At 56.4% G+C, this 19,826-nt stretch carries 21 protein-coding genes; 5 read left to right on the top strand and 16 right to left on the bottom strand.

The window, feature by feature from the left end:
• Positions 1–45 precede the first annotated feature (45 nt).
• Positions 46–2,430 (bottom strand): thiamine pyrophosphate-binding protein, encoded by a 2,385-nt coding sequence (locus AC5Q5A_RS02560; RefSeq protein WP_493894235.1) that lies wholly within the window; start codon positions 2,428–2,430, stop codon positions 46–48.
• A 561-nt stretch (positions 2,431–2,991) separates the two neighbouring features.
• On the opposite strand from AC5Q5A_RS02560, the gene AC5Q5A_RS02555 reads away from it, so the two are divergent.
• Positions 2,992–3,879, top strand: a complete 888-nt coding sequence (locus AC5Q5A_RS02555) for a substrate-binding periplasmic protein (RefSeq protein ID WP_493894234.1) — start codon at positions 2,992–2,994, stop codon at positions 3,877–3,879.
• Between the two features lie 63 nt (positions 3,880–3,942).
• Here the strand turns inward: AC5Q5A_RS02555 and AC5Q5A_RS02550 are convergent, their stop codons facing one another.
• Positions 3,943–5,169 carry a methionine gamma-lyase gene (locus AC5Q5A_RS02550; protein WP_493894233.1) on the bottom strand — a complete coding sequence of 409 codons (1,227 nt, stop codon included), beginning with the start codon at positions 5,167–5,169 and terminating at the stop codon, positions 3,943–3,945.
• A gap of 225 nt (positions 5,170–5,394) precedes the next feature.
• Between AC5Q5A_RS02550 and AC5Q5A_RS02545 the strand changes: the two genes are divergently transcribed.
• Both AC5Q5A_RS02545 and AC5Q5A_RS02540 read left to right on the top strand, forming a co-directional pair.
• A complete protein-coding gene (locus AC5Q5A_RS02545) occupies positions 5,395–7,029 on the top strand; it encodes a sigma 54-interacting transcriptional regulator (protein ID WP_493894232.1) in 1,635 nt (544 codons plus the stop codon).
• 105 nt (positions 7,030–7,134) lie between these two features.
• Positions 7,135–7,917, top strand: a complete 783-nt coding sequence (locus AC5Q5A_RS02540; RefSeq protein ID WP_493894231.1) for a 3-hydroxybutyrate dehydrogenase — start codon at positions 7,135–7,137, stop codon at positions 7,915–7,917.
• A 75-nt stretch (positions 7,918–7,992) separates the two neighbouring features.
• Here the strand turns inward: AC5Q5A_RS02540 and AC5Q5A_RS02535 are convergent, their stop codons facing one another.
• Together AC5Q5A_RS02535 and AC5Q5A_RS02530 are read right to left on the bottom strand one after the other, a co-directional pair.
• Positions 7,993–8,175 carry a YegP family protein gene (locus AC5Q5A_RS02535; protein WP_044829619.1) on the bottom strand — a complete coding sequence of 61 codons (183 nt, stop codon included), beginning with the start codon at positions 8,173–8,175 and terminating at the stop codon, positions 7,993–7,995.
• A 68-nt stretch (positions 8,176–8,243) separates the two neighbouring features.
• A complete protein-coding gene (locus tag AC5Q5A_RS02530; protein ID WP_493894230.1) occupies positions 8,244–9,128 on the bottom strand; it encodes a LysR substrate-binding domain-containing protein in 885 nt (294 codons plus the stop codon).
• Positions 9,129–9,248: 120 nt separating this feature from the next.
• Here AC5Q5A_RS02530 and AC5Q5A_RS02525 point away from each other — a divergent pair, with 120 nt between their 5' ends.
• Entirely contained in the window at positions 9,249–10,373 is a 1,125-nt protein-coding gene (locus tag AC5Q5A_RS02525; RefSeq protein ID WP_493894229.1) for an S-(hydroxymethyl)glutathione dehydrogenase/class III alcohol dehydrogenase, read from the top strand.
• A gap of 77 nt (positions 10,374–10,450) precedes the next feature.
• On the top strand, positions 10,451–11,308 hold the full coding sequence (gene fghA, locus AC5Q5A_RS02520) for an S-formylglutathione hydrolase (RefSeq protein WP_493894228.1): 858 nt from the start codon (positions 10,451–10,453) through the stop codon (positions 11,306–11,308).
• A gap of 107 nt (positions 11,309–11,415) precedes the next feature.
• On the opposite strand, the gene AC5Q5A_RS02515 is transcribed toward fghA, so the two are convergent.
• The 12 genes from AC5Q5A_RS02515 to AC5Q5A_RS02460 all read right to left on the bottom strand — a co-directional run bounded on the left by AC5Q5A_RS02515 (position 11,416) and on the right by AC5Q5A_RS02460 (position 19,691).
• Complete coding sequence (locus AC5Q5A_RS02515) at positions 11,416–12,012, bottom strand: energy-coupling factor transporter transmembrane component T family protein (RefSeq protein WP_493894227.1); 597 nt, start codon at positions 12,010–12,012, stop codon at positions 11,416–11,418.
• Positions 12,009–12,683 carry an energy-coupling factor ABC transporter ATP-binding protein gene (locus AC5Q5A_RS02510; protein ID WP_493894226.1) on the bottom strand — a complete coding sequence of 225 codons (675 nt, stop codon included), beginning with the start codon at positions 12,681–12,683 and terminating at the stop codon, positions 12,009–12,011. The genes AC5Q5A_RS02515 and AC5Q5A_RS02510 overlap by 4 nt, the downstream gene beginning before the upstream one ends.
• A gap of 79 nt (positions 12,684–12,762) precedes the next feature.
• Positions 12,763–13,311, bottom strand: a complete 549-nt coding sequence (locus tag AC5Q5A_RS02505) for a biotin transporter BioY (protein WP_493894225.1) — start codon at positions 13,309–13,311, stop codon at positions 12,763–12,765.
• Between the two features lie 196 nt (positions 13,312–13,507).
• On the bottom strand, positions 13,508–13,867 hold the full coding sequence (locus AC5Q5A_RS02500; RefSeq protein WP_493894224.1) for an ArsR/SmtB family transcription factor: 360 nt from the start codon (positions 13,865–13,867) through the stop codon (positions 13,508–13,510).
• The gene (locus AC5Q5A_RS02495; RefSeq protein WP_120224119.1) at positions 13,854–14,300 is read right to left on the bottom strand and encodes an SRPBCC family protein; all 447 of its coding nucleotides are present in this window, start codon (positions 14,298–14,300) and stop codon (positions 13,854–13,856) included. Before AC5Q5A_RS02495 ends, AC5Q5A_RS02500 begins: the two co-directional genes overlap by 14 nt.
• Before the next feature lie 198 nt (positions 14,301–14,498).
• Positions 14,499–15,119, bottom strand: coding sequence for an urease accessory protein UreG (gene ureG / locus AC5Q5A_RS02490; protein WP_008888415.1), 621 nt, complete (start codon positions 15,117–15,119; stop codon positions 14,499–14,501).
• Positions 15,116–15,868 carry an urease accessory protein UreF gene (locus AC5Q5A_RS02485; protein WP_493894223.1) on the bottom strand — a complete coding sequence of 251 codons (753 nt, stop codon included), beginning with the start codon at positions 15,866–15,868 and terminating at the stop codon, positions 15,116–15,118. The genes ureG and AC5Q5A_RS02485 overlap by 4 nt, the downstream gene beginning before the upstream one ends.
• Positions 15,813–16,358, bottom strand: coding sequence for an urease accessory protein UreE (locus AC5Q5A_RS02480; RefSeq protein WP_493894222.1), 546 nt, complete (start codon positions 16,356–16,358; stop codon positions 15,813–15,815). Before AC5Q5A_RS02480 ends, AC5Q5A_RS02485 begins: the two co-directional genes overlap by 56 nt.
• 18 nt (positions 16,359–16,376) lie before the next feature.
• Positions 16,377–18,089, bottom strand: a complete 1,713-nt coding sequence (gene ureC / locus AC5Q5A_RS02475; protein ID WP_008888418.1) for an urease subunit alpha — start codon at positions 18,087–18,089, stop codon at positions 16,377–16,379.
• Positions 18,090–18,106: 17 nt separating this feature from the next.
• Entirely contained in the window at positions 18,107–18,412 is a 306-nt protein-coding gene (locus tag AC5Q5A_RS02470) for an urease subunit beta (protein WP_008888419.1), read from the bottom strand.
• A 17-nt stretch (positions 18,413–18,429) separates the two neighbouring features.
• Complete coding sequence (locus AC5Q5A_RS02465; protein ID WP_044829632.1) at positions 18,430–18,732, bottom strand: urease subunit gamma; 303 nt, start codon at positions 18,730–18,732, stop codon at positions 18,430–18,432.
• Between the two features lie 26 nt (positions 18,733–18,758).
• Positions 18,759–19,691 (bottom strand): urease accessory protein UreD, encoded by a 933-nt coding sequence (locus AC5Q5A_RS02460; protein ID WP_493894221.1) that lies wholly within the window; start codon positions 19,689–19,691, stop codon positions 18,759–18,761.
• Positions 19,692–19,826: the final 135 nt, after the last annotated feature.

Genomic DNA, 19,826 nt, shown 5'->3' with positions numbered 1-19,826 from the left:
CATCAACAACGTCGCCCCTTTCTAAACTTCAATGGGTTAGCTTACTCAATCCCAGCGTTTTGCAGCGCGCAGGATCGCGTCGGTGCCGATCTGATAATGATCATAAAGCGCGATGCTGTCGCCGCACTGGCCAAAGGCATTCACACCCAGCGGCGCAACCGCGTGACCACGCACACCGCCAAGCCATGCAAGGGCGGCTGGATGACCATCAATCACCGTCACAAGGCGGGCATCGGATGCCAGCGGTTTCAGCAGGTTTTCAACATGGGCCATTTTACCATCGGCCTTGCCTTCAAGGCGGGCACGTTCAAGATCCTGCCATTCGTTGTACAGACGATCGGTCGATGTGACAGCCAACAGACCAAGCCCCGGATGATCTTCAGACAGCTTTTCCCAAGCGGCAATTGCTTCGGGTGCCATGGCACCGCAATAGGCAATCGCCATCTTGCAATCGTCGCCCGGCTGACGCAACCAATAGCCACCCGAAATAATTTCGGTTTTTTCTGATTCTGACAGGTCACGTTCCGGCTGTGACAGCGGTTTGGTTGACAAACGCAGGTAAATCGATCCACCGTCCGGGTCCTGCATATGTTCAAACGACCAGCCCATGATCGCGGCCAGTTCGTCACCAAAGCTTGGCTCGAAACTGGTCAGGCCGGGTTGGCCCATGCCGATCATTGGCGTTGATATCGACTGGTGCGCGCCACCCTCAGGGGCCAGCGTGATGCCGCTTGGCGTTGCCACCACCATGAAACGCGCATCCTGATAGCAGGCGTAATTCAACGCATCGAGACCGCGCGCAATGAACGGATCATACAGCGTTCCAATCGGGAACAGGCGTTCGCCAAACAGGCTGTGCGACAGGCCAAGGGCTGCCAGGTTCAGGAAGAGGTTGTTTTCGGCAATACCAAGCTCGACATGCTGTCCGCTTGGCGATCTGATCCATTTCTGGGCTGAGGGAACCTTGCGTTCCCTGAACTCATCAGCCAGTTCTTCGCGGCCAAACAGACCACGCTGGTTTACAAACCCGCCAAGGTTGGTTGAGACCGTCACATCGGGCGAGGTGGTCACGATCCGGTCCGACAGGTCGCTGTTTTTCATCTTGGCCAGTTCATTCAAAATCTTGCCAAAAACTTCCTGCGTGCTGGACGTTTCGGCACGTGCATAGGGCATTTCGGGGATGGTGATGTGTTTGGCCGACTTGTTGCGCGGGGCATCATCGTTAAACGGTGCCTTGGCAATATAGTCGCGCAGCGCATCGGCACTGATATCAAGGCCAGCCGCGACATCCCATTCCTGCCCGTCGGCGATCTTGTTCTGAAGCTTGAAGGCATCCATTTGCGGGACGTTCATCAGGCCGGCATGGTTGTCCTTGTGCCCCTGAAGCGGCGTGCCATAGCCCTTGACGGTATAGGCAATAAACACGGTCGGCTTGTCATTGGGCACGGCGTCAAAGGCGCTGAGCACGGCTTCCATGCAGTGGCCGCCCAGATTGGTCATCAGATCATGAAGCTGATCGTCGTCATAGTCGCCCAGTAGGCTTGCCAGCGCATTGTCGCCTTCCATGTCCGAGGTGATCTGTTTGCGCCATGCCGCCCCGCCCTGGAAGGTCAGCGCCGAATAGATGTCGTTGGGCACATCATTCAGCCACTTCTTAAGCGATTTCCCGCCCGGCTTGGCAAAGGCGTCATGCAGCTTGCGACCATATTTGATGGTAATCACGTTCCAGCCAACCGCGCGGAAGAACCGGCCAATCACGCGGAACAAATGCGCATCAATCATGCCATCAAGGCTCTGGCGGTTATAATCGATCACCCACCAGACATTGCGAATGTCATGCTTCCAGGTGTCAAGCAGCGCCTCATAGATGTTGCCTTCATCAAGTTCGGCATCACCGACAAGGGCGACCATGCGACCGGGCGTTTCATCCTTGGGCAGCATGTCCTTGTAGCGCAGGTAATCTTGCGTCAGGGCGGCAAAGTTTGTCACCGCCGCACCAAGGCCGACGGAGCCTGTCGAGAAATCGACCTGATCGCCATCCTTGGTCCGTGACGGATAGGATTGCGCCCCACCGAACGAGCGGAATGCTTCGAGCTTTTCCTTGGTCTGGCGACCAAACAGATAGTTGATCGCATGAAATACCGGGCTTGCATGCGGCTTGACCGCAACCCGGTCCTGCGGGCGCAGAACATTGAAATAAAGGGCTGTCATCAGGGTCGTCATCGACGCACAGCTGGCCTGATGGCCGCCAACCTTGATGCCATCGCGCTTGGGGCGCAGATGGTTGGCATTATGGATTGTCCAGCTTGACAGCCAGCGCACTTTCTTTTCAAGCAGACCAAGCATCTCAAGGTCCTTGGCATTGATATCGGCCGTGCTGCTTGCTTCGATGATTTCACCGATTTCCGGTGCGCTTTCCTGTACTGACATTTCCTGATTGCTTTCTTTTTTATCCGATATTGCGGGTTTCATGCGATGTCGTCTGGCGTCTCAATAATTCGGCACCACAATGCCGATTTTTAGGGGCACGTCGCGGAAATCAAGATGGTGGTCCGGCAATTCACACAAGATTCGGCAATTTCACTGAAATGTTGGAATCAGCTGCGACGATCACAGGGAAACTCTCGAATTTCCGTTCCAGCAAAAAATCCGGAAAATCACTGCCCCGCACCTATTCCCGTACGAGTCGATCAAACCCGGAAGACCGCCAAATTCGACCAGCTCAGGGCGGAAGATTGCGGCTTGGGTGCAACCCCGGCTCAAACTCTTTGCACAGAAATATCTTATACTGATATATAGATACCGCCTCTCCTAAAGTTCGCTTCCGGTGACGTCGAAATTGCCAAACTTCCGCTCGTTAAGATCTTTTTCCCTGATCGAAGTTATTCTGTTCTGATGACAGTCCGGATCGGAGCAATTCGAGGCGTATTATCTTCTGTGATCAACCGGTTCACAGCCATCAAAGATGTTACCCGACGATTGCCTTGCCTGATGATCTTCACTGCGCACCTGTTTGGTAACATCCCCGCCCATGCCCAGTCGGCATCCACCAATGATCCGCTCGTGGTGCGCATCCCCATGGATACAACATCAGAATTTTGCCGCGGCGAGATCACCTGGGAAGCACACCGGGAATATCACATCGATTTGTTGCGGCTGGCCCTGAGACTGAGCGGGGACAACGCCTCCCTTGTGCCGGTATGCATGGATTACCCGACCGAAGACCGGCGCATTCCCATGCTCGAAGCTGCCGACCAGTTCGACACGGTTTTCTTTGGCACCAATGCAGAGCGCGAAGAAAGGCTGCTCGCGGTCTATATCCCGATTTATCTTGGCACCACCGGTTTGCGGCTTTTTATGCTGCATAAAGACCTCAAAGAACCGTTCAGTCAGATTGAGACGATTGACGACCTCAGGAAACTTTCGATGGGTCAGGGACTTGGATGGCCAGACAACGAGATTTTGACCGATAACGGCTTTGACGTCGTTAGCGGACGATATCGAACGCTTCATCGAATGCTCGATGCAAGGCGATTTGATCTTTATCCGCGTGCCTACTGGCAGATTGCCGGCGAATGGAACTGGATGAAGTGGGAAGCACCCGGTATCGAAATTGCCGAGAAAACAGCACTTTATTACCCGCAGCCGATCTATTTCTTTGTCAGCCCGCAAAATCCCGATCTGCGCGACATCATCGAAACCGGACTTAAGCGCGCCTTTTCAAACGGCATGATGCTGGATCTTTTGAAAACCCACCGCGATACCGCACCTTCGTTCTCGCAGATTGATCTGCATAATCTGAAAGTCATGCGGATCGAGAATAAACATCTGTCAGACCGGTCGCGCGAGGCAATGGCTCAATACAGTCTGTTTGACTAGTGGCAGGTGAAAACAGCAGACCGGAATGGCACTCGGCCATCCCGATCCACAGTTGATTTGCCGTTACTCGGCGGCAATCGCCATCTGATCGCCATCTAGCGCGCTGGAAAGATCAGCCAGAATATCATCGATGCTTTCAAGCCCGGCCGACAGACGGATCAGACCATCGGTGATCTGATATTCCGCACGTTCTTCGGCGGTATAGGTCGAATGGGTCATCGATGCCGGATGCTGGATCAGGGTTTCGGCATCGCCAAGGCTGACCGCACGCGCAATCATATTCAGCCCGTTCATCAGTTTACGGCCTTCCTCGATCCCGCCCTTAAGTTCGAACGCGATCATGCCGCCAAACCGGTCCATCTGTTTTTTCGCCAGTTTATGATGCGGGTCGCTTTCAAGCCCCGGATAGAAGACCTTCTCGACCTTCGGGTGCTTGTCCAGGAAATCGGCGATTTTTTCGGCATTGTCGCAATGGCGTTCCATGCGAAGCTCAAGCGTTTTAAGACCACGCATCACAAGGTTGGCATCCTGCGCGGAAAGCACCGCACCGGTCATATCCTTAAGCCCGATCAGACGCACCTGCGTCATGTCTTCAAGGGTTCCGATCACTGCACCGGCCATCAAATCACCATGGCCACCCAGATATTTGGTCGCGGAATGCACAACGATATCAGCACCGAGTTCAATCGGGCGCTGCAGATACGGCGTGCAATAGGTGTTGTCGACAACGACCTTGGCGCCATGCTTGTGCGCGATGTCGGAAATGGCTTCGATATCGACCAGACGCATGTTCGGGTTGGCCGGCGTTTCGAAATAGACAATCTTGGTCTTGTCCGAAATCGCCTTTTCCAGCTCTGCCGGATCGGTCAGATCGACATGGGTGTGCTTGATGCCAAACTTTTCCAGACCGTGGCGGAAATAGGCAAAGGTGCAGCCATACAGCGTGCGATCGACAATGATCTCGTCGCCCGGCGCGATAAAGGTCCAAAAGACGGATGTAATCGCGCCCATGCCCGATGCGGTCGCAACGGCGGCTTCACCGCCTTCCAGCACCGCAAGGCGTTTTTCGAGAAGATCCAGCGTCGGGTTTGCAATACGGGAATAGATAAAGCCCTGCTCGTCGCCCGCAAAGAACCGCCCGCCCTGCTCGGCTGTTTCGAACGCAAAGGTCGAAGACATGTAAACCGGCTGGTTCAGCGCACCATTGTGGCTTTGCGGATCGTAACCGTGGTGGATCGCACGGGTGGCAAAGCCGGTTTTGGCGCTGTTGTGTTTGTCATGGGCAGACATCGGAAGGCTCCTTGAAATGCGTTTATTCTGACCTGACAATCGCAATCACCATGCCAGATTTAAAAATCGCTCATTTTCAAAGGCTTACGGAAATCGTCGCTCTTTTGTGTGTAAATATTAGTTTACACAACGACGCTCACCATCACAGAAAAGCGCAAAGACTCTGGATTTCAGTCGCTTAATACTGTACATTTATCGATACAATGTAAACTTATTGGTACGGCTATGCGGTTCGAAATTCGCGGTGAAAACAGGCTCGGCATTACGCGCGACGTCATCAATGTCCTGACCGATCAGGGCCTGGACATCCGTACATTCGAAGTCACCACCCATCATATCTATGCCGATATCCCGGCCATCCGCCCGGAACGCTTCCCGGCACTGGCAAGCGCATTGAAGAAAATCCCCGGCATTTTCGACATCACCGAAATCGACCGTCTGCCAACCGAACGCCGCCGCGCACAGCTACATGCAACGCTTGCCGCCCTTGGTGATCCGGTGATTGCGGTTGATGCCAATGGTTTGATTGCACAGGCCAACCCGGCGGCACAGGCAATTTCAGCCACCCCTGAAAAACTCCTGCGTGATCAGGATATATCGAGCATACTTGGAGAACCATCTATTGAAGATTTGCGCCAAGGTGGTTTTCGCCTGCCGGAACGCGAAGTGGTTTTGGGTGGCCAGACCTATCTCTTGCAGGTCGAACCGATCGGTCATGTTGATGATGGCTCAGACGCCAGTGATGATGCGCCCTGGGGCGGGGTGATGGTGTTTCACCGACCGGCACGGCTGGGGCGTGTCATCACCGCCCTTCAGGATCGCAGCCACACTGGCTTTGACGACATTATCGGCACCAGCCGGGCCATGCTGCGCGTCAAATCACAGGCAGAACGGCTGGCTGCCATTGATGCCCCGATCCTGATCCTTGGCGAAACCGGCACCGGCAAGGAACTGTTTGCGCGTGCCTGCCACCGCGCAAGTGCGCGCGCTGATCAACCGTTTCTGGCTCTTAATTGCGCTGCCATGCCTGAAGGCCTAGCGGAAAGTGAACTGTTTGGCTATGCCGCCGGCGCCTTCACCAGTGCCAGGCGGGGCGGCAAGCCGGGGCTTCTGGAACTGGCCGATGGCGGCACCTTGTTTCTTGATGAAATCGGCGAACTGACCCCCTATTTGCAAGCCAAGCTTTTGCGCGTGCTGCAGGATGGCCGGTTTCGGCGCGTGGGCGGGACGGATGAAATCACCGTCGATGTCCGGGTTATCAGCGCGACCAACCGCGACCTCGAGGCGATGTCGCATGACGGCACGTTTCGCGAAGATCTTTATTTCCGCCTTAACGTACTGGGCATCACCCTGCCGCCCTTGCGCGACCGGGTCGAAGACATTGCCGATCTTGCCGCCGTTTTTATCGACCGCACCGCCCAGCAGACCGAACGAACACCACCGCGCCTTGCCCGCGATGGGCTGGACTGGCTTTGCCGTCACGACTGGCCGGGCAATGTGCGCGAACTTGAAAACACCCTGTTTCGCGCCGTTGCCTTGCTTGACGGCAATGTCCTTGGCGCACGTGATCTTGCCGATGCCGCCACCGGCACGGCGACGACACCCGAACGAGAAACCCGACAGGCTCACGGCATGTCCGACGGCACCGAAGATGCCCCGACGTCCAACACCGAGCAATCCGATCTGATCGCAAAGGCCTTGGCACAGAGTGATTTCAATAGCGGCATGGAATTGCTTGAACGGGAAATGCTGGCCCGCCTCTATCCGGATTATCCAAGCTCGCGCAAGCTCGCCAAACGGCTTGGTGTTTCGCATACTGCGATCGCCAACAAGCTGCGCAAATACGGTATCGGCACCTAAAAAGCCATCTGCCCGACCACAGCATTTCTTGCCACTTACATTGCACTGCGGCATGATCTTCCTAAATCAAAGGGCAGAAAGCCCATTTCACAGGGAGAAGACAAAATGCTGACAGGTAAACGCGCACTCGTCACCGGCTCGACCAGCGGGATCGGCCTTGCGATGGCCAAGGCCCTTGCGGGAGCCGGCGCTGATGTGATGCTCAATGGCTTTGGCGACGCCGATGAAATCGAGGCCACCCGCAAAAGCCTTGAAACCGAACATGGCGTCACTGCGCACTATAACGGTGCCGACCTGTCCAAACCCGATCAGATCGAAGCGATGATGAAAGACGCCGAAGCCAAATTTGGCGGCGTCGACATCCTGATCAACAATGCCGGGATTCAATACACCGCCAATGTCGAAGACTTCCCGCCGGAAAAGTGGGACGCGGTGATTGCGATCAACCTGTCTTCCGTCTTCCACACCACCCGCCTTGCCGTGCCCTATATGCGCAAGAAAAACTGGGGCCGCATCATCAACACGGCATCCGCCCACGGCCTTGTCGCCTCTGTCCAGAAGGCGGCCTATGTCGCGGCCAAGCACGGCGTGATTGGCCTGACCAAGGTCACAGCCCTTGAAACAGCTGAAACCGGCATCACGGCCAATGCCATCTGCCCGGGCTGGGTGCGCACCGAACTGGTCGAACGCCAGATCGAGGCACGTGCGAAGGAAAACAACATCTCGGTCGAAGAATCCGCAACCCGACTTGTCTCGGACAAACACCCGTCCAAACAGTTCGTCAGTCCCGAACAAATCGGCCAGACAGCACTTTACCTGTGCTCGGACGCGGCATCGCAGATGACCGGCACGCATCTTTCGGTCGATGGCGGCTGGACAGCGCAGTAACGCGCACGCCCGAAAACATGAAGCCCCGCAGGCAACATGCCGCGGGGCTTTTTTTTTGCACAGATCGCTCCGCACCTAGCTCAGATCGCAATCACATCCGTTGCGCTTGGCATTGGCGATGCAGTCGGATTTGTTCGAATAACCTTGCGTCGAAGCCCCGACGATATTGCCGTTGCTGGCCGTGCGCCGCCACCGCCAGCCATCCTTTGCTTCATAAAGCTCCCAGAGATCACCTTTCGACCCTGTGCACTTTGACATCGTTCGTCTCCTTCAAACCGAAATGCATTGAGGGTTCGACGCGGGCGCAAGCCGGTTGTGACAAAAAATTAGGATGATTGCCCCAAATACCGCCCCAAATGCTCCACCAGCATCCGTATCTTCGGGCTGAGGTGCCGGTTGGTTGGGTAGATCGCCCAGATGCCTTCATCGGAGGGTTGGTATTTGTTAAGGACCGGGACGAGGTCGCCACTGGCAATCCACGGATCGACGTAATAGTCGGGCAATTGCACGATGCCGATGCCTTTGCGGGCTGCATCCAGAAGCGCCTGACCGCTATTGGCGTGGATGGAGCCATGAATGCGCACGGTGCGTTCACGGCCATCTTCTTCAAAGCGCCAGTAATCGAGTGTGCCGACCAGACAATTATGGTGGTGCAATTCCGAAAGCGAATAGGGCTCCCCGCGTTTGGCGATGTAGCTGGGTGCAGCACAGGCATAAAGGCGGCGCGTTGAAAGCTGCTGAGTCATCAGGCTGCCGGTTGTGCCTTCCAACCGGCCCAGACGGATCGCCATGTCGTAGCCTTCCAGCACCAGATCAAGCTTCTGGTTGGTAAAGCGGCATTGCACTTCAAGATCGGGATAGCGGGTGACGAAATCATTGACCAGCGGTGCGATCACGGTTTCGCCGTATGTCGTCGGCGCGGTGAGTTTCAGCTTACCGCGCGGTACCTCTGTCAGGTTGCTAATCGCGCGCTCTGCCTCGTCCAGCCCGTCGAGCAATTGCCGGCAATGCTGATAGTAAATCTGCCCGGCCTCGGTCACACTGACCTTGCGCGTGGTGCGGTAAAACAGTTGCGTGCCGAGCTTTTCTTCAAGCGCTGTGACCTGTCGGCTAACCTGGGCGACGGAAATGCCGAGCTGCTTGGCGGCATGGGTAAAGTTTTGCCGCTCGGCCACGGCGATAAATTCGCTGATCCCGTCCCAGGCATTCATGACCCGACCCCGCCTTGATTATTACATATACGTAAAAGTTAATTACCAAAATAGCGGATTATCACATCAAGGGAAATAAATAGACTGTTGGCATCCACATCAAACCATCGGAGTAGCGTCATGAGCGCCGAGACCATTACCTGTAAAGCCGCCATCGCCTGGGAAGCAGGCAAACCGCTGTCGATCGAAGAAGTTCAGGTCGCCCCGCCGAAAGCCGGCGAAGTGCGCGTCAAGATCGTTGCGACCGGCGTTTGCCACACCGATGCCTTCACCCTGTCGGGTGACGATCCCGAGGGCATCTTCCCGGCCATCCTTGGCCATGAGGGCGGCGGCATTGTTGAATCCATCGGCGAAGGTGTGACCAGCGTTTCGGTTGGCGATCACGTGATCCCGCTTTACACCCCGGAATGCGGCGAGTGCAAATTCTGCAAATCGGGCAAAACCAACCTGTGCCAGAAAATCCGCGAAACCCAGGGCAAGGGCCTGATGCCGGACGGCACAACGCGCTTCTCGCAGAATGGCAAGCCGATCTATCACTATATGGGGTGCTCGACCTTCTCGGAATACACTGTATTGCCGGAAATCTCGCTGGCGAAGATCAACAAAACCGCCCCGCTTGAAGAAGTTTGCCTGCTTGGTTGCGGGGTCACCACCGGCATGGGGGCCACGGTGAACGCGGCCAAGGTGCAAAAGGGTGACTCTGTAGCCGTCTTTGGCCTTGGCGGTATCGGTCTTTCGGCCATCATTGGCGCACAGATGGCCGGTGCCGGTCGCATCGTTGCCATTGACCTGAACGAAAAGAAATTCGATCTCGCCAAGAAGCTGGGTGCGACCGATTGCATCAACCCGAAAAGCTATGACAAGCCGATCCAGGAAGTCATTGTCGAGCTGACCGATGGTGGTGTTGACTGGTCGTTCGAGTGCATCGGCAATGTCAATGTCATGCGCTCAGCCCTTGAGTGCTGCCACAAGGGTTGGGGTGAGTCGGTCATCATCGGTGTTGCCGGTGCCGGTCAGGAAATCTCCACCCGTCCGTTCCAGCTGGTCACCGGTCGCGTCTGGCGCGGCACGGCGTTTGGTGGCGTTAAAGGCCGCTCGCAGTTGCCCGATTATGTTGAACGCTACCTTGCCGGTGAGTTCAAGCTTTCGGACTTCATCACCCATACCATGAAGCTCGAAGACATCAACGAAGCGTTCGATCTGATGCATGAAGGCGAAAGCATCCGTTCGGTTATCCATTACTGATCGAAATATAGGTATTTGAATAATTGCGCCACTGCCGGAAACCGTCCGGTAGTGGCCGATCAGAAGGAGGCCCCGATATGGGTATCGAGAATTCTTCAAGCAACAAGGTCTTTGGCGGCTGGCAAAAGCAATATGCCCACCCGTCAACCACCCTTGGCTGCGACATGCGCTTTGCGATCTTTCTGCCACCACAGGCCAGCAACGGCACCAAGGTGCCGGTCATGTACTGGCTATCGGGGCTGACCTGCACGGATGAAAACTTCATGCAGAAGGCCGGTGCATTCCGTATTGCCGCCGAACTGGGCATCGCCATCGTCGCCCCGGACACCAGCCCGCGCGGCGATCATGTCCCCGATGACGAGAACGAGGCGTATGATTTCGGCAAGGGGGCTGGCTTTTACGTCAACGCCACCCAGGAACCGTGGGCGCGCAATTATCGCATGTATGATTACGTGACCAAGGAACTGCCCGCACTCATCAAGGATCACTTCCCGGTCAATGATGATGCGGTGATTTCCGGCCATTCCATGGGCGGTCATGGGGCGCTGATGATTGCGCTGCGCAACCCGGGCACGTTCAGGTCTGTTACCGCCTTTGCACCGATTTCCAACCCGATCAATTGTCCGTGGGGCCAGAAGGCGCTTGGCAATTATCTCGGCGATGACAAATCAGGCTGGAAAGACTGGGACAGTTCGGAACTGATGAAGGCCGCAAGTGCGCCCGATGTGCAGACCCCGGCCCTTGTCGATCAGGGCGGTGCAGATGGCTTTTTGGCCGAGCAGCTCAAACCCGAAGTGCTTGAAGCCGCGGCCAAGACATCAAACTACCCGGTCACCATCCGCATTCAGGATGGCTATGACCACAGCTACTATTTCATCTCGACCTTTATCGAAGATCATATCCGCTTCCACGCCAAGCATCTTGGACTGAGCTGATTGCACCAACGATCTTCGACTTCCCCGGCACGCCGCCCACTGACTTCCCCCCTCTGGCGTGTCGGGGCTTTTCTTTTCAGGGAAATCTGAAAACCTGGTGATGGTGCCTAGTCAAAGCTGCGCGCATCAATCGCATCGGCGACGTCATCGGCCATTTTAAGCGTACGGATAATCAGTGGCACCACCATCGCAACGATGGATCGATCAAGGCCGCGTGCGCGCTGGGCATCACGAATTTCGGATGCCACGGTTGAGATCACCGGAATAAAGCGCAGTACCATCGAAATCGCCAGACTGACCTTTTCCGGGTTTACGCCAATCGGGCGCAGCGGCTGCATGGCGCGTTCGAGCGATGCCAGCAGGTCGGACGTTTTGGTGGTCAGGGTCACAAGCGATGCAAACATCACAATTGCTGCAATCCGGGTGATGACCAGCAACCCCGCCTGCCAGTCATTCAGCCAAAGCTGAACGGCAAAAAAGATCACCAGCAGCCAAAGGATCGGCTTGATCTGCGCCCACATAATGCGCGGGCCAAAGCCAGATACAGGATAAAGCAACAAGACAGTCGCCAGAACAAACGCCACCACTGGCCAATCGGGGATCAGGAACACGCCCGTACCAAGCGCGACCATGGCAAGGATCTTGGCCCCGGCCGCGGCCCGGTGCAGGGCAGATTGCCCATGGATATAAAGCCCCGCGATCACGCCATCATCTCCCGATATTTCGGAAGGACGTCTTCCGGGGTGCCATCAAGCACCACACGGCCATCCTCAAACGCCAGCACCCGGTCGTAATCGGCAATCAGGTCAAGATCATGCGAAACCGTAATCACCGTTTGATCCAGCTCGGCAATGGCGCGCTGCACCCGGTTGCGATTGCGCAGGTCCAAAAGCGTGGTTGGCTCATCAAACACGATATAGCGCGGTTCCATCACCAGCACGCCCGAGATGGCCAGCAACTGCTTTTGCCCGCCGCTCAGCAAGTGACTGGGATGGGATTTGAAATCCTGAAGGTCATAGCGCGCCAGCACCTCATCGATCCGCCGGTTGACCTCTTCCTTGGAAAGTTTCAAAGACTTGAGGCCAAAGGCAATGTCTTCCTCGACCACCGGATAGACGATCTGATTGTCCGGGTTCTGAAACACAAACCCGACATGACGTCTGAGCTTGCGGCCATCCTTCGCCGCATCAAAATCATCGACCACAACCCGGCCCGACGTTGCCGTTTGCAGGCCATTCAGTAACCTGACAAAGGTGCTTTTGCCCGACCCATTCGCGCCGACAATCCCGATCCGCTTTTCGCCAAGCGTCAGGTCAATATCAGCAAGCGCACGTCGCTGTTCAAACTGCACAGAGACATTTTCAATTCGGATCATGGAAGGACGTCCGGCTTTATCAGGGAAATTGGAATAGGCTTAAAATGGGCGCAAGTACATCACTTGCGCCCATAAGACGTTAGCCCGCCTTGGAAATCAAGGGATAGGCGCGCCGGACCGCAAGGCACGCCGCGGTCGCAATCGCAACCTTGATGGCATCCCCAATCAGGAACGGAGCCGCCCCGACGGTTGCCTGCCAATAGCTGATCTCGGCCACCACCGCGACCCAGGCATTGCCAATGGCATACAGGACGACAATCCCGCCAAAAGCGATGGACAGTGCGGCATTGAGTACATTCAGGCGGCTCCAGAACTTCTCGATCAGAAGCCCGATGACAAAGGCCGAAATGGCCCAGCCAAACATGAACCCGCCGGTCACCCCGATCATCACGCCAAAGCCACCGCGCCCACCGGACAAAAGCGGCAAGCCAACAGCAACCAGAACAAGGAACAGAACAATCGAAAGCCCGCCACGACGGGCACCCAGAATGGCCCCGGCCAACATCGGACCAAGCGACTGTGCTGTGACCGGCACACCGGTGACTGGAAGGGTGATTGGCGGAAACAGCCCAAGAACGGCGGTCAGGGCTGCAAACAGGGCGACATAGACAATATCTTTGGTCTTCATGTAACGGTTTCCCATTCCCGTTATAAGGCCGTTCTGCAATCAACCCCTTGCGCAGAATGGCCTCCGTTAACCGGTCCGCCCGACCGGCTCAACGCGATATGGGATAACCGCAAATATCATCGACGCCAAGCAAAATGACACCGGATACTGCGTAGCTCATTTAAGAGGAACGCAATATCCGATATTTTTCAAAACCTTAGGCCTCGTCATCTTCGACAAAGGACTTAAGCCGCATCAGGGCGGATTCCCAACGTCCCGCCACCTGATCAAGATAGGCGCGCGCCTCGGCCAGTTGTTCCGGGCAAAAGGCATACTGGCTTTCGCGCCCGACCCGATGGTTTTGCACAAGCCCTGCGGCCTCAAGCACGCGCAAGTGTTTGGTCACGGCCTGGCGGGTCATATCGGCATCATCAGACAACACCGAGATCGAGCGCGGCTTGCCATCGGCCAGACGATCAAAGATCGCCAACCGTGTAGGATCGCCCAAGGCGGCAAACATGACGGAGAAATCCTTGTCATGTTTACCATTTTCCGAATTATTTTCAGCTTTCGACATGTTTCTTGATGTTTTCAAGCTGGAAGCCCCAGCCGTTTGTATTGGCCCGCAACGCATCAGCAATGCGATGGGGTGGTAGATTATCAAATCCGGTTTCCCGCACCTTTACCGATGTCGTGCCGGACGTTTCTTCAAGCCAGAATTCGACAAGGGTTTCGGGTTCCCCACTGTAATCGACTTCGGGGTCAACCGCATAGGGGTGCCATGTATAGGCGAAGTAGGCCGGTTCCTCCATCGCCTTGATCGTTGAATTCCATGGCACATGGGTGAAACCATCAATGGTGAACATGCCCTTGGAAACTTCACCAACCGCAAACGGGCCTTCGATATTGATCCCGAACCAGACGCCGAATTCCTTTGAATCGGTCAGGGCCCTCCACACGCGGGAACGGGACGCTTTGATTTCAATCGACTTCTCAATAGTATTCGACATAACGCAACCTCCTGGTTGCATTTAACCTGCCAGAAGATCTTCGATTATGCGACTAAAAAGTTGCGTATTTGATTTTGAGCCTCAAAACACAAACGCCCGGCTGTTGCCAGCCGGGCGGTGCGTGCTCCCGTCATCCTTGGGTCAGTGCCGCGTTAATGTAACCGGCAAAGCCCGTGCAGCTATCCTTATATCCCCATATCAGGATGCTGCGGATTGGCGGAGCCCCCCTGTCTCGATGATGAAGTTTTTGACGTCTTCAAGGCCATCCATCGCCTTAAGATTGGTGAACAGGAACGGACGATCCCCACGCATTTTCTTGGCATCGCGATCCATCACGCCCAGATCAGCCCCGACCAGCGGGGCCAGATCGGTTTTGTTGATCACAAGCAGATCAGAACGGGTGATACCCGGACCGCCTTTACGCGGGATTTTGTCGCCTGCCGAAACGTCGATGACGTAAATCGTGATGTCGGCCAGCTCCGGCGAGAAGGTGGCCGACAGGTTGTCGCCACCCGATTCAATAAAGATCGCCTCAAGCCCGGCATGCTTGGCGGCCATGTCTTCGACCGCCGCCAGATTGATCGAGGCATCTTCGCGAATGGCTGTATGCGGGCAGCCACCGGTTTCAACACCGGCAATGCGGTCTGCGGCCAGTGCGCCCGAACGGGTCATGAATTCGGCATCTTCGCGGGTGTAGATATCGTTTGTGATGGCAGCGATGTTGAACTCATCGCGCATCGCCTTGCACAGGCGTTCCAAAAGGGCGGTCTTGCCCGAACCAACCGGGCCACCAATTCCGATACGAAGGGGAGAGCTCATGATCTAAATAGCCTCGTATATTGGGTTTCGTGTTTCATCGACGTCCAGTCGACCATCGGTGCCGCGGCACCAAGATCGGAAAGTTCAGCCTGCATAGCGTGATCAACGGCAACCGATACCGCACCATCCAGCGACGACAGCGATCTGACACCATCGGTCTGCCCCAGCGGCACCAGACGCACCGCACTGGACACAAGATTTGCCGCCATCGCATGCAAATAAGCCGTCAGCGCATCACGCAGCGGCACATCAAACTCGGCGGCCGCAATGCCCACCGCCACCGGATAGGATGGCAGGCGATCATCTTCGCGCATGGCATTGGCCCAGCGGGTTATCATCCCATCACCCCAGACCTTTTGCATGGTCGAGACAAAGGCGCGCCCCTGTGCAGTTGCCTCCAACGCCATCTCGGACGTGCCGCGCCAACAATCGGCCTCAACCCCGATTTCAAACATGGCCGCTTCATCATCTGCGCGTGCAGCCCGCCATGCGGCACAAAACAGCACCGCATCAATCCGCCCGGCTCCGAATTCCAGAACCCCTTCAACCCAGTTGATCAGGCTATCAGCCGACGTCACCCGCCCGTCTTCGACGGCATATTCCACGCCATGCGAATAGGTATAGGCACCGACCGGGAATGACGGGCTAAGCCACGTCATTAGCCGCATCAGGCCAGCCGGGTTAAGGGTCAGGTCATCCGTGGTCATGGGAATGCCCGTGGTGATGGCTGTGCTTGTGATCTTGGTCATGATCGTCATGCTCGAAATGATCATGGCCATGGCTGTGACCATGCGCGCCGCCAAGCCCGTGATAGGCTCCATTCAGCGGATCGAACGGCGCGATTTCGTTTTCCACCACACCGCCAAGGCCCGTAATCATGTCGCGCATGACATGGTCATCAATGATGCGCAGACGTCCGTCATTCAAAACCTGAACCGGGGTGTGACGGTTGCCGATATGCCAGGCCAGTTTGGCCGTGGCAATCGGACCGGCCGCCGTGATGGTCAGAACCGGCTCCTCGGCTGCGCGCACGACAATCACCCCGCCATCGACAAGGCGCAACCGATCGCCATCCGCCAAACGCACCGCATGCGGCAAATCAAGCAAGAACGGCTCCCCCGCATCATCATGCAGACGAATGCGGCGGCGATGCCGATCGGAAAAAGCCAGGGTCACCGTGCCGCGCACTTCGGATGTGTCGGCACGATCAACCGGGATATGTTCAATGGCGTGACGCATGGAGTTCGCTACCACCGATCAGAACAGGAAGTAACGCTGCGCCATCGGCACAACATCAACCGGCTGACAGGTCAAAAGTTCGCCATCTGCGGTCACCTGATAGGTTTCCGGATCAACTTCCATTACCGGCAACGCATCATTCAGCTTCATGTCCTTCTTGCCGATATTGCGCGTATTCGACACCGCCAGAAGTTCTTTCGACAGGCCAAATTCGGCGGCAATACCCGCATCAATGCCAGCTTGGGATACGAACGAGAAGCTCGATTTCGCAAGTGCATTGCCGTACGCACCAAACATTGGACGGTAATGGACCGGCTGCGGCGTCGGGATCGATGCGTTCGGATCGCCCATGGCGGCGGCGGCAATCATGCCCGCCTTGATCACCATGTCGGGCTTGGTGCCAAAGAACATCGGCTTCCAAACCACAAGGTCGGCAATCTTGCCAACTTCGATGGACCCGACATGCGCGCCAATCCCCTGCGCAATCGCCGGGTTGATGGTGTATTTCGCAACATAACGCTTGGCGCGGAAGTTATCGTTACCCTTGCCTGAATCCTCGGGCAATGCACCGCGCTGCTTTTTCATCTTGTCGGCGGTCTGCCATGTGCGGGTGATGACTTCACCAACGCGGCCCATCGCCTGACTGTCTGACGAGATGATCGAAAACGCGCCCAGATCATGCAGGATATCCTCGGCCGCGATGGTTTCGCGGCGAATACGGCTTTCGGCAAAGGCGACGTCTTCGGGGATTTTCGGATCAAGGTGATGGCAGACCATCAGCATGTCCAGATGCTCGTCAATCGTATTGACCGTGAACGGACGGGTCGGATTGGTCGAGCTCGGCAGTACGTTGGCTTCGCCGCACAGCTTGATGATGTCGGGAGCATGGCCGCCACCGGCACCTTCGGTGTGGAAGGTGTGAATGGTCCGGCCCTTGAACGATGCACGGGTGTGTTCGACAAAGCCGCTTTCATTCAATGTATCGGTATGGATCATGACCTGCACATCAAGGTCATCAGCCACCGACAGGCAGGTATCAATCGCCGCCGGGGTCGTGCCCCAGTCTTCATGAAGCTTCAGGCCGCACGCCCCCGCCTTGACCTGTTCGATCAGCGATCCGGGCAGAGTCGCGTTGCCCTTGCCAAAGAAACCGATATTCATCGGAATACCGTCAGCTGCCTGCAGCATCCGGGCAATGTGCCACGGACCTGGCGTACAGGTGGTGGCGTTCGTGCCCGCCGCCGGGCCGGTGCCACCGCCCAGCATGCTGGTCACGCCGGAATAAAGCGCGTCTTCAACCTGCTGCGGGCAGATCCAGTGAATGTGGGCATCAATGCCACCAGCGGTGATGATGTTGCCTTCACCGGCAATGATTTCGGTACCCGGACCGATGATGATATCGACACCGGGCTGCACATCCGGGTTTCCGGCCTTGCCGATCCCGGCAATACGGCCATCACGAATGCCGATATCGGCCTTGATGATGCCGGTGTAATCAAGGATCAGCGCATTGGTGATCACGGTATCAACCGCACCATCAGCTCGCGTTGCCTGTGACTGGCCCATGCCATCACGGATCACCTTGCCACCGCCGAATTTGACTTCCTCGCCAAGGGTGGTGAAGTCTTTTTCGACCTCGATGATCAGGTCGGTGTCGGCCAGTCGCACCTTGTCGCCAACAGTCGGGCCAAACATGGCCGCATAGGACGGACGATCAATTTCATAAGCCATTTATTCCATCCCCCCGCTTAAAGCTTGCCGTTGATTTTGGCGTTAAAGCCATAGACCGTGCCGGTACCGGCATATTTCACCAGATTGACTTCGCGCGACTGGCCCGGCTCGAAACGAACAGCGGTCCCAGCCGGGATATCAAGGCGAAAGCCACGGGCGGCTTCACGGTCAAAATCAAGGCCCGGATTGGTTTCATAGAAATGATAGTGCGACCCCACCTGCACCGGGCGGTCCCCGGTATTGGCAACGGTGATGGTTTTGGTTTCACGCCCCTCGTTCAGGATGAGGCTGCCTTCCTTGGTAATGATTTCACCTGGAATCATAACGCGCTCCTCTTTCCTTAACGGATCGGTTCATGAACGGTCACAAGCTTCGTCCCGTCCGGGAAGGTGGCTTCGACCTGAATTTCGTGGATCATTTCGGCAATGCCATCCATCACCTGATCGCGGGTGATCACGGTCGCCCCGTCGCGCATCAGATCGGCAACAGATTTGCCATCGCGCGCGCCTTCAACGACATAGTCGGTGATGATCGCGATCGCTTCGGGGTAATTAAGCTTTACCCCCCGTGCAAGGCGATTGCGCGCCACCATGGCGGCGACCGAAACCAGCAGTTTGTCCTTTTCGCGTGGCGTCAGATTCATGCCTGCCTACTCCTTGGCTTCATTTATTAAATCTCCCACAAACGCGGCAAGCGTGCGGGAAGCCCCCTTGTTTGATGGCGGAATGTTTTCCACCACGCGCCATACACCCGGCGCAGTTTCATCGGATCGCGCGCCATGAAACGGGCAATCACAATTCCCTTCATCGCGGTCGCGGCACACAACACATCGCGCGCCTCAAGCCCCTCAGATGCCTGCGCCAGACAATCCCGCGCAGCCTCCAAATGATCTTCCGCCCCATGCCCGACCAGAATGGCAGTCGCATTGGCCCGCGCCCCATCAAAGGCCGCTTCGTGATCAAGCATGCGCAACACATCACCTTCGAGATGCAGCGCATCACGCCAGATCGGCCGACCCTCAATCGACACATCCCATGCATCGCGCGCAAGCCCGGTCGTAAAAACCTCACCGCGTGCAAGGCGGCCAAACACCATCATCTCACCGGCCATGACCATGCCGCTTCCCGATGCACGCACGGTGGTTTTGCGTTTCAGCCGGGCCTGATCAAACAGGATGCTTTCATGGGGCAACCATTCGAGCCAGCCACCATCGGCGACATCCAGATCAACCGACATCTCGCAATCCGGCCCGACCGACCGGTAAATCTTTTCAGCCGCCTGCGCAGTAAAAAGCGCCGATGCGCCTGCCTCTACCTTGCCGGCAAAGGCCAGCTTATCGCCACCGACCATGCCGCCCGACGTGGTCACCAGAACAGCCGTTGCCAAATCCCCCGCAACCGGGCGCGGAAACAGGATTTTCATCGGGTCACGGTAATAAAGATGATCAAGGGCGGCATGCCCGCCCTGATGTGCTGCACCCGTGCCCTGACGAAACGTCACCTCGGCCCGGCCATCGGTAATGATGCGGGCGGGTGTTACTGGCGTTTCCATCTCCGCATTCGGAATTGCGGATGTTGTCGGTTCAAGTTTGCGAAGCTGCACAAAGTCACCTGATTAATGCGGCCCACTGACGGAGCCTTAATACCAAGGGTCCTCACAGCAAGATGCGGGCCAACCGCCAACACTCTGTCGATACAGGAAGTTTGGCGGCATTTGGCCCGATTAACAGCATCCAGT

This window comes from Thalassospira sp. CA1 (assembly GCF_059052855.1).
This window is presented reverse-complemented; position numbering and strand designations above follow the sequence as displayed.

Coding starts and splice junctions, on each gene's coding strand:
- AC5Q5A_RS02560 (WP_493894235.1), bottom strand. CDS start 2,430: ATGTCAGTACAGGAAAGCGCACCGGAAATCGGTGAAATCATCGAAGCA.
- AC5Q5A_RS02555 (WP_493894234.1), top strand. CDS start 2,992: ATGATCTTCACTGCGCACCTGTTTGGTAACATCCCCGCCCATGCCCAG.
- AC5Q5A_RS02550 (WP_493894233.1), bottom strand. CDS start 5,169: ATGTCTGCCCATGACAAACACAACAGCGCCAAAACCGGCTTTGCCACC.
- AC5Q5A_RS02545 (WP_493894232.1), top strand. CDS start 5,395: ATGCGGTTCGAAATTCGCGGTGAAAACAGGCTCGGCATTACGCGCGAC.
- AC5Q5A_RS02540 (WP_493894231.1), top strand. CDS start 7,135: ATGCTGACAGGTAAACGCGCACTCGTCACCGGCTCGACCAGCGGGATC.
- AC5Q5A_RS02535 (WP_044829619.1), bottom strand. CDS start 8,175: ATGTCAAAGTGCACAGGGTCGAAAGGTGATCTCTGGGAGCTTTATGAA.
- AC5Q5A_RS02530 (WP_493894230.1), bottom strand. CDS start 9,128: ATGAATGCCTGGGACGGGATCAGCGAATTTATCGCCGTGGCCGAGCGG.
- AC5Q5A_RS02525 (WP_493894229.1), top strand. CDS start 9,249: ATGAGCGCCGAGACCATTACCTGTAAAGCCGCCATCGCCTGGGAAGCA.
- fghA (WP_493894228.1), top strand. CDS start 10,451: ATGGGTATCGAGAATTCTTCAAGCAACAAGGTCTTTGGCGGCTGGCAA.
- AC5Q5A_RS02510 (WP_493894226.1), bottom strand. CDS start 12,683: ATGATCCGAATTGAAAATGTCTCTGTGCAGTTTGAACAGCGACGTGCG.
- AC5Q5A_RS02505 (WP_493894225.1), bottom strand. CDS start 13,311: ATGAAGACCAAAGATATTGTCTATGTCGCCCTGTTTGCAGCCCTGACC.
- AC5Q5A_RS02500 (WP_493894224.1), bottom strand. CDS start 13,867: ATGTCGAAAGCTGAAAATAATTCGGAAAATGGTAAACATGACAAGGAT.
- AC5Q5A_RS02495 (WP_120224119.1), bottom strand. CDS start 14,300: ATGTCGAATACTATTGAGAAGTCGATTGAAATCAAAGCGTCCCGTTCC.
- ureG (WP_008888415.1), bottom strand. CDS start 15,119: ATGAGCTCTCCCCTTCGTATCGGAATTGGTGGCCCGGTTGGTTCGGGC.
- AC5Q5A_RS02485 (WP_493894223.1), bottom strand. CDS start 15,868: ATGACCAAGATCACAAGCACAGCCATCACCACGGGCATTCCCATGACC.
- AC5Q5A_RS02480 (WP_493894222.1), bottom strand. CDS start 16,358: ATGCGTCACGCCATTGAACATATCCCGGTTGATCGTGCCGACACATCC.
- ureC (WP_008888418.1), bottom strand. CDS start 18,089: ATGGCTTATGAAATTGATCGTCCGTCCTATGCGGCCATGTTTGGCCCG.
- AC5Q5A_RS02470 (WP_008888419.1), bottom strand. CDS start 18,412: ATGATTCCAGGTGAAATCATTACCAAGGAAGGCAGCCTCATCCTGAAC.
- AC5Q5A_RS02465 (WP_044829632.1), bottom strand. CDS start 18,732: ATGAATCTGACGCCACGCGAAAAGGACAAACTGCTGGTTTCGGTCGCC.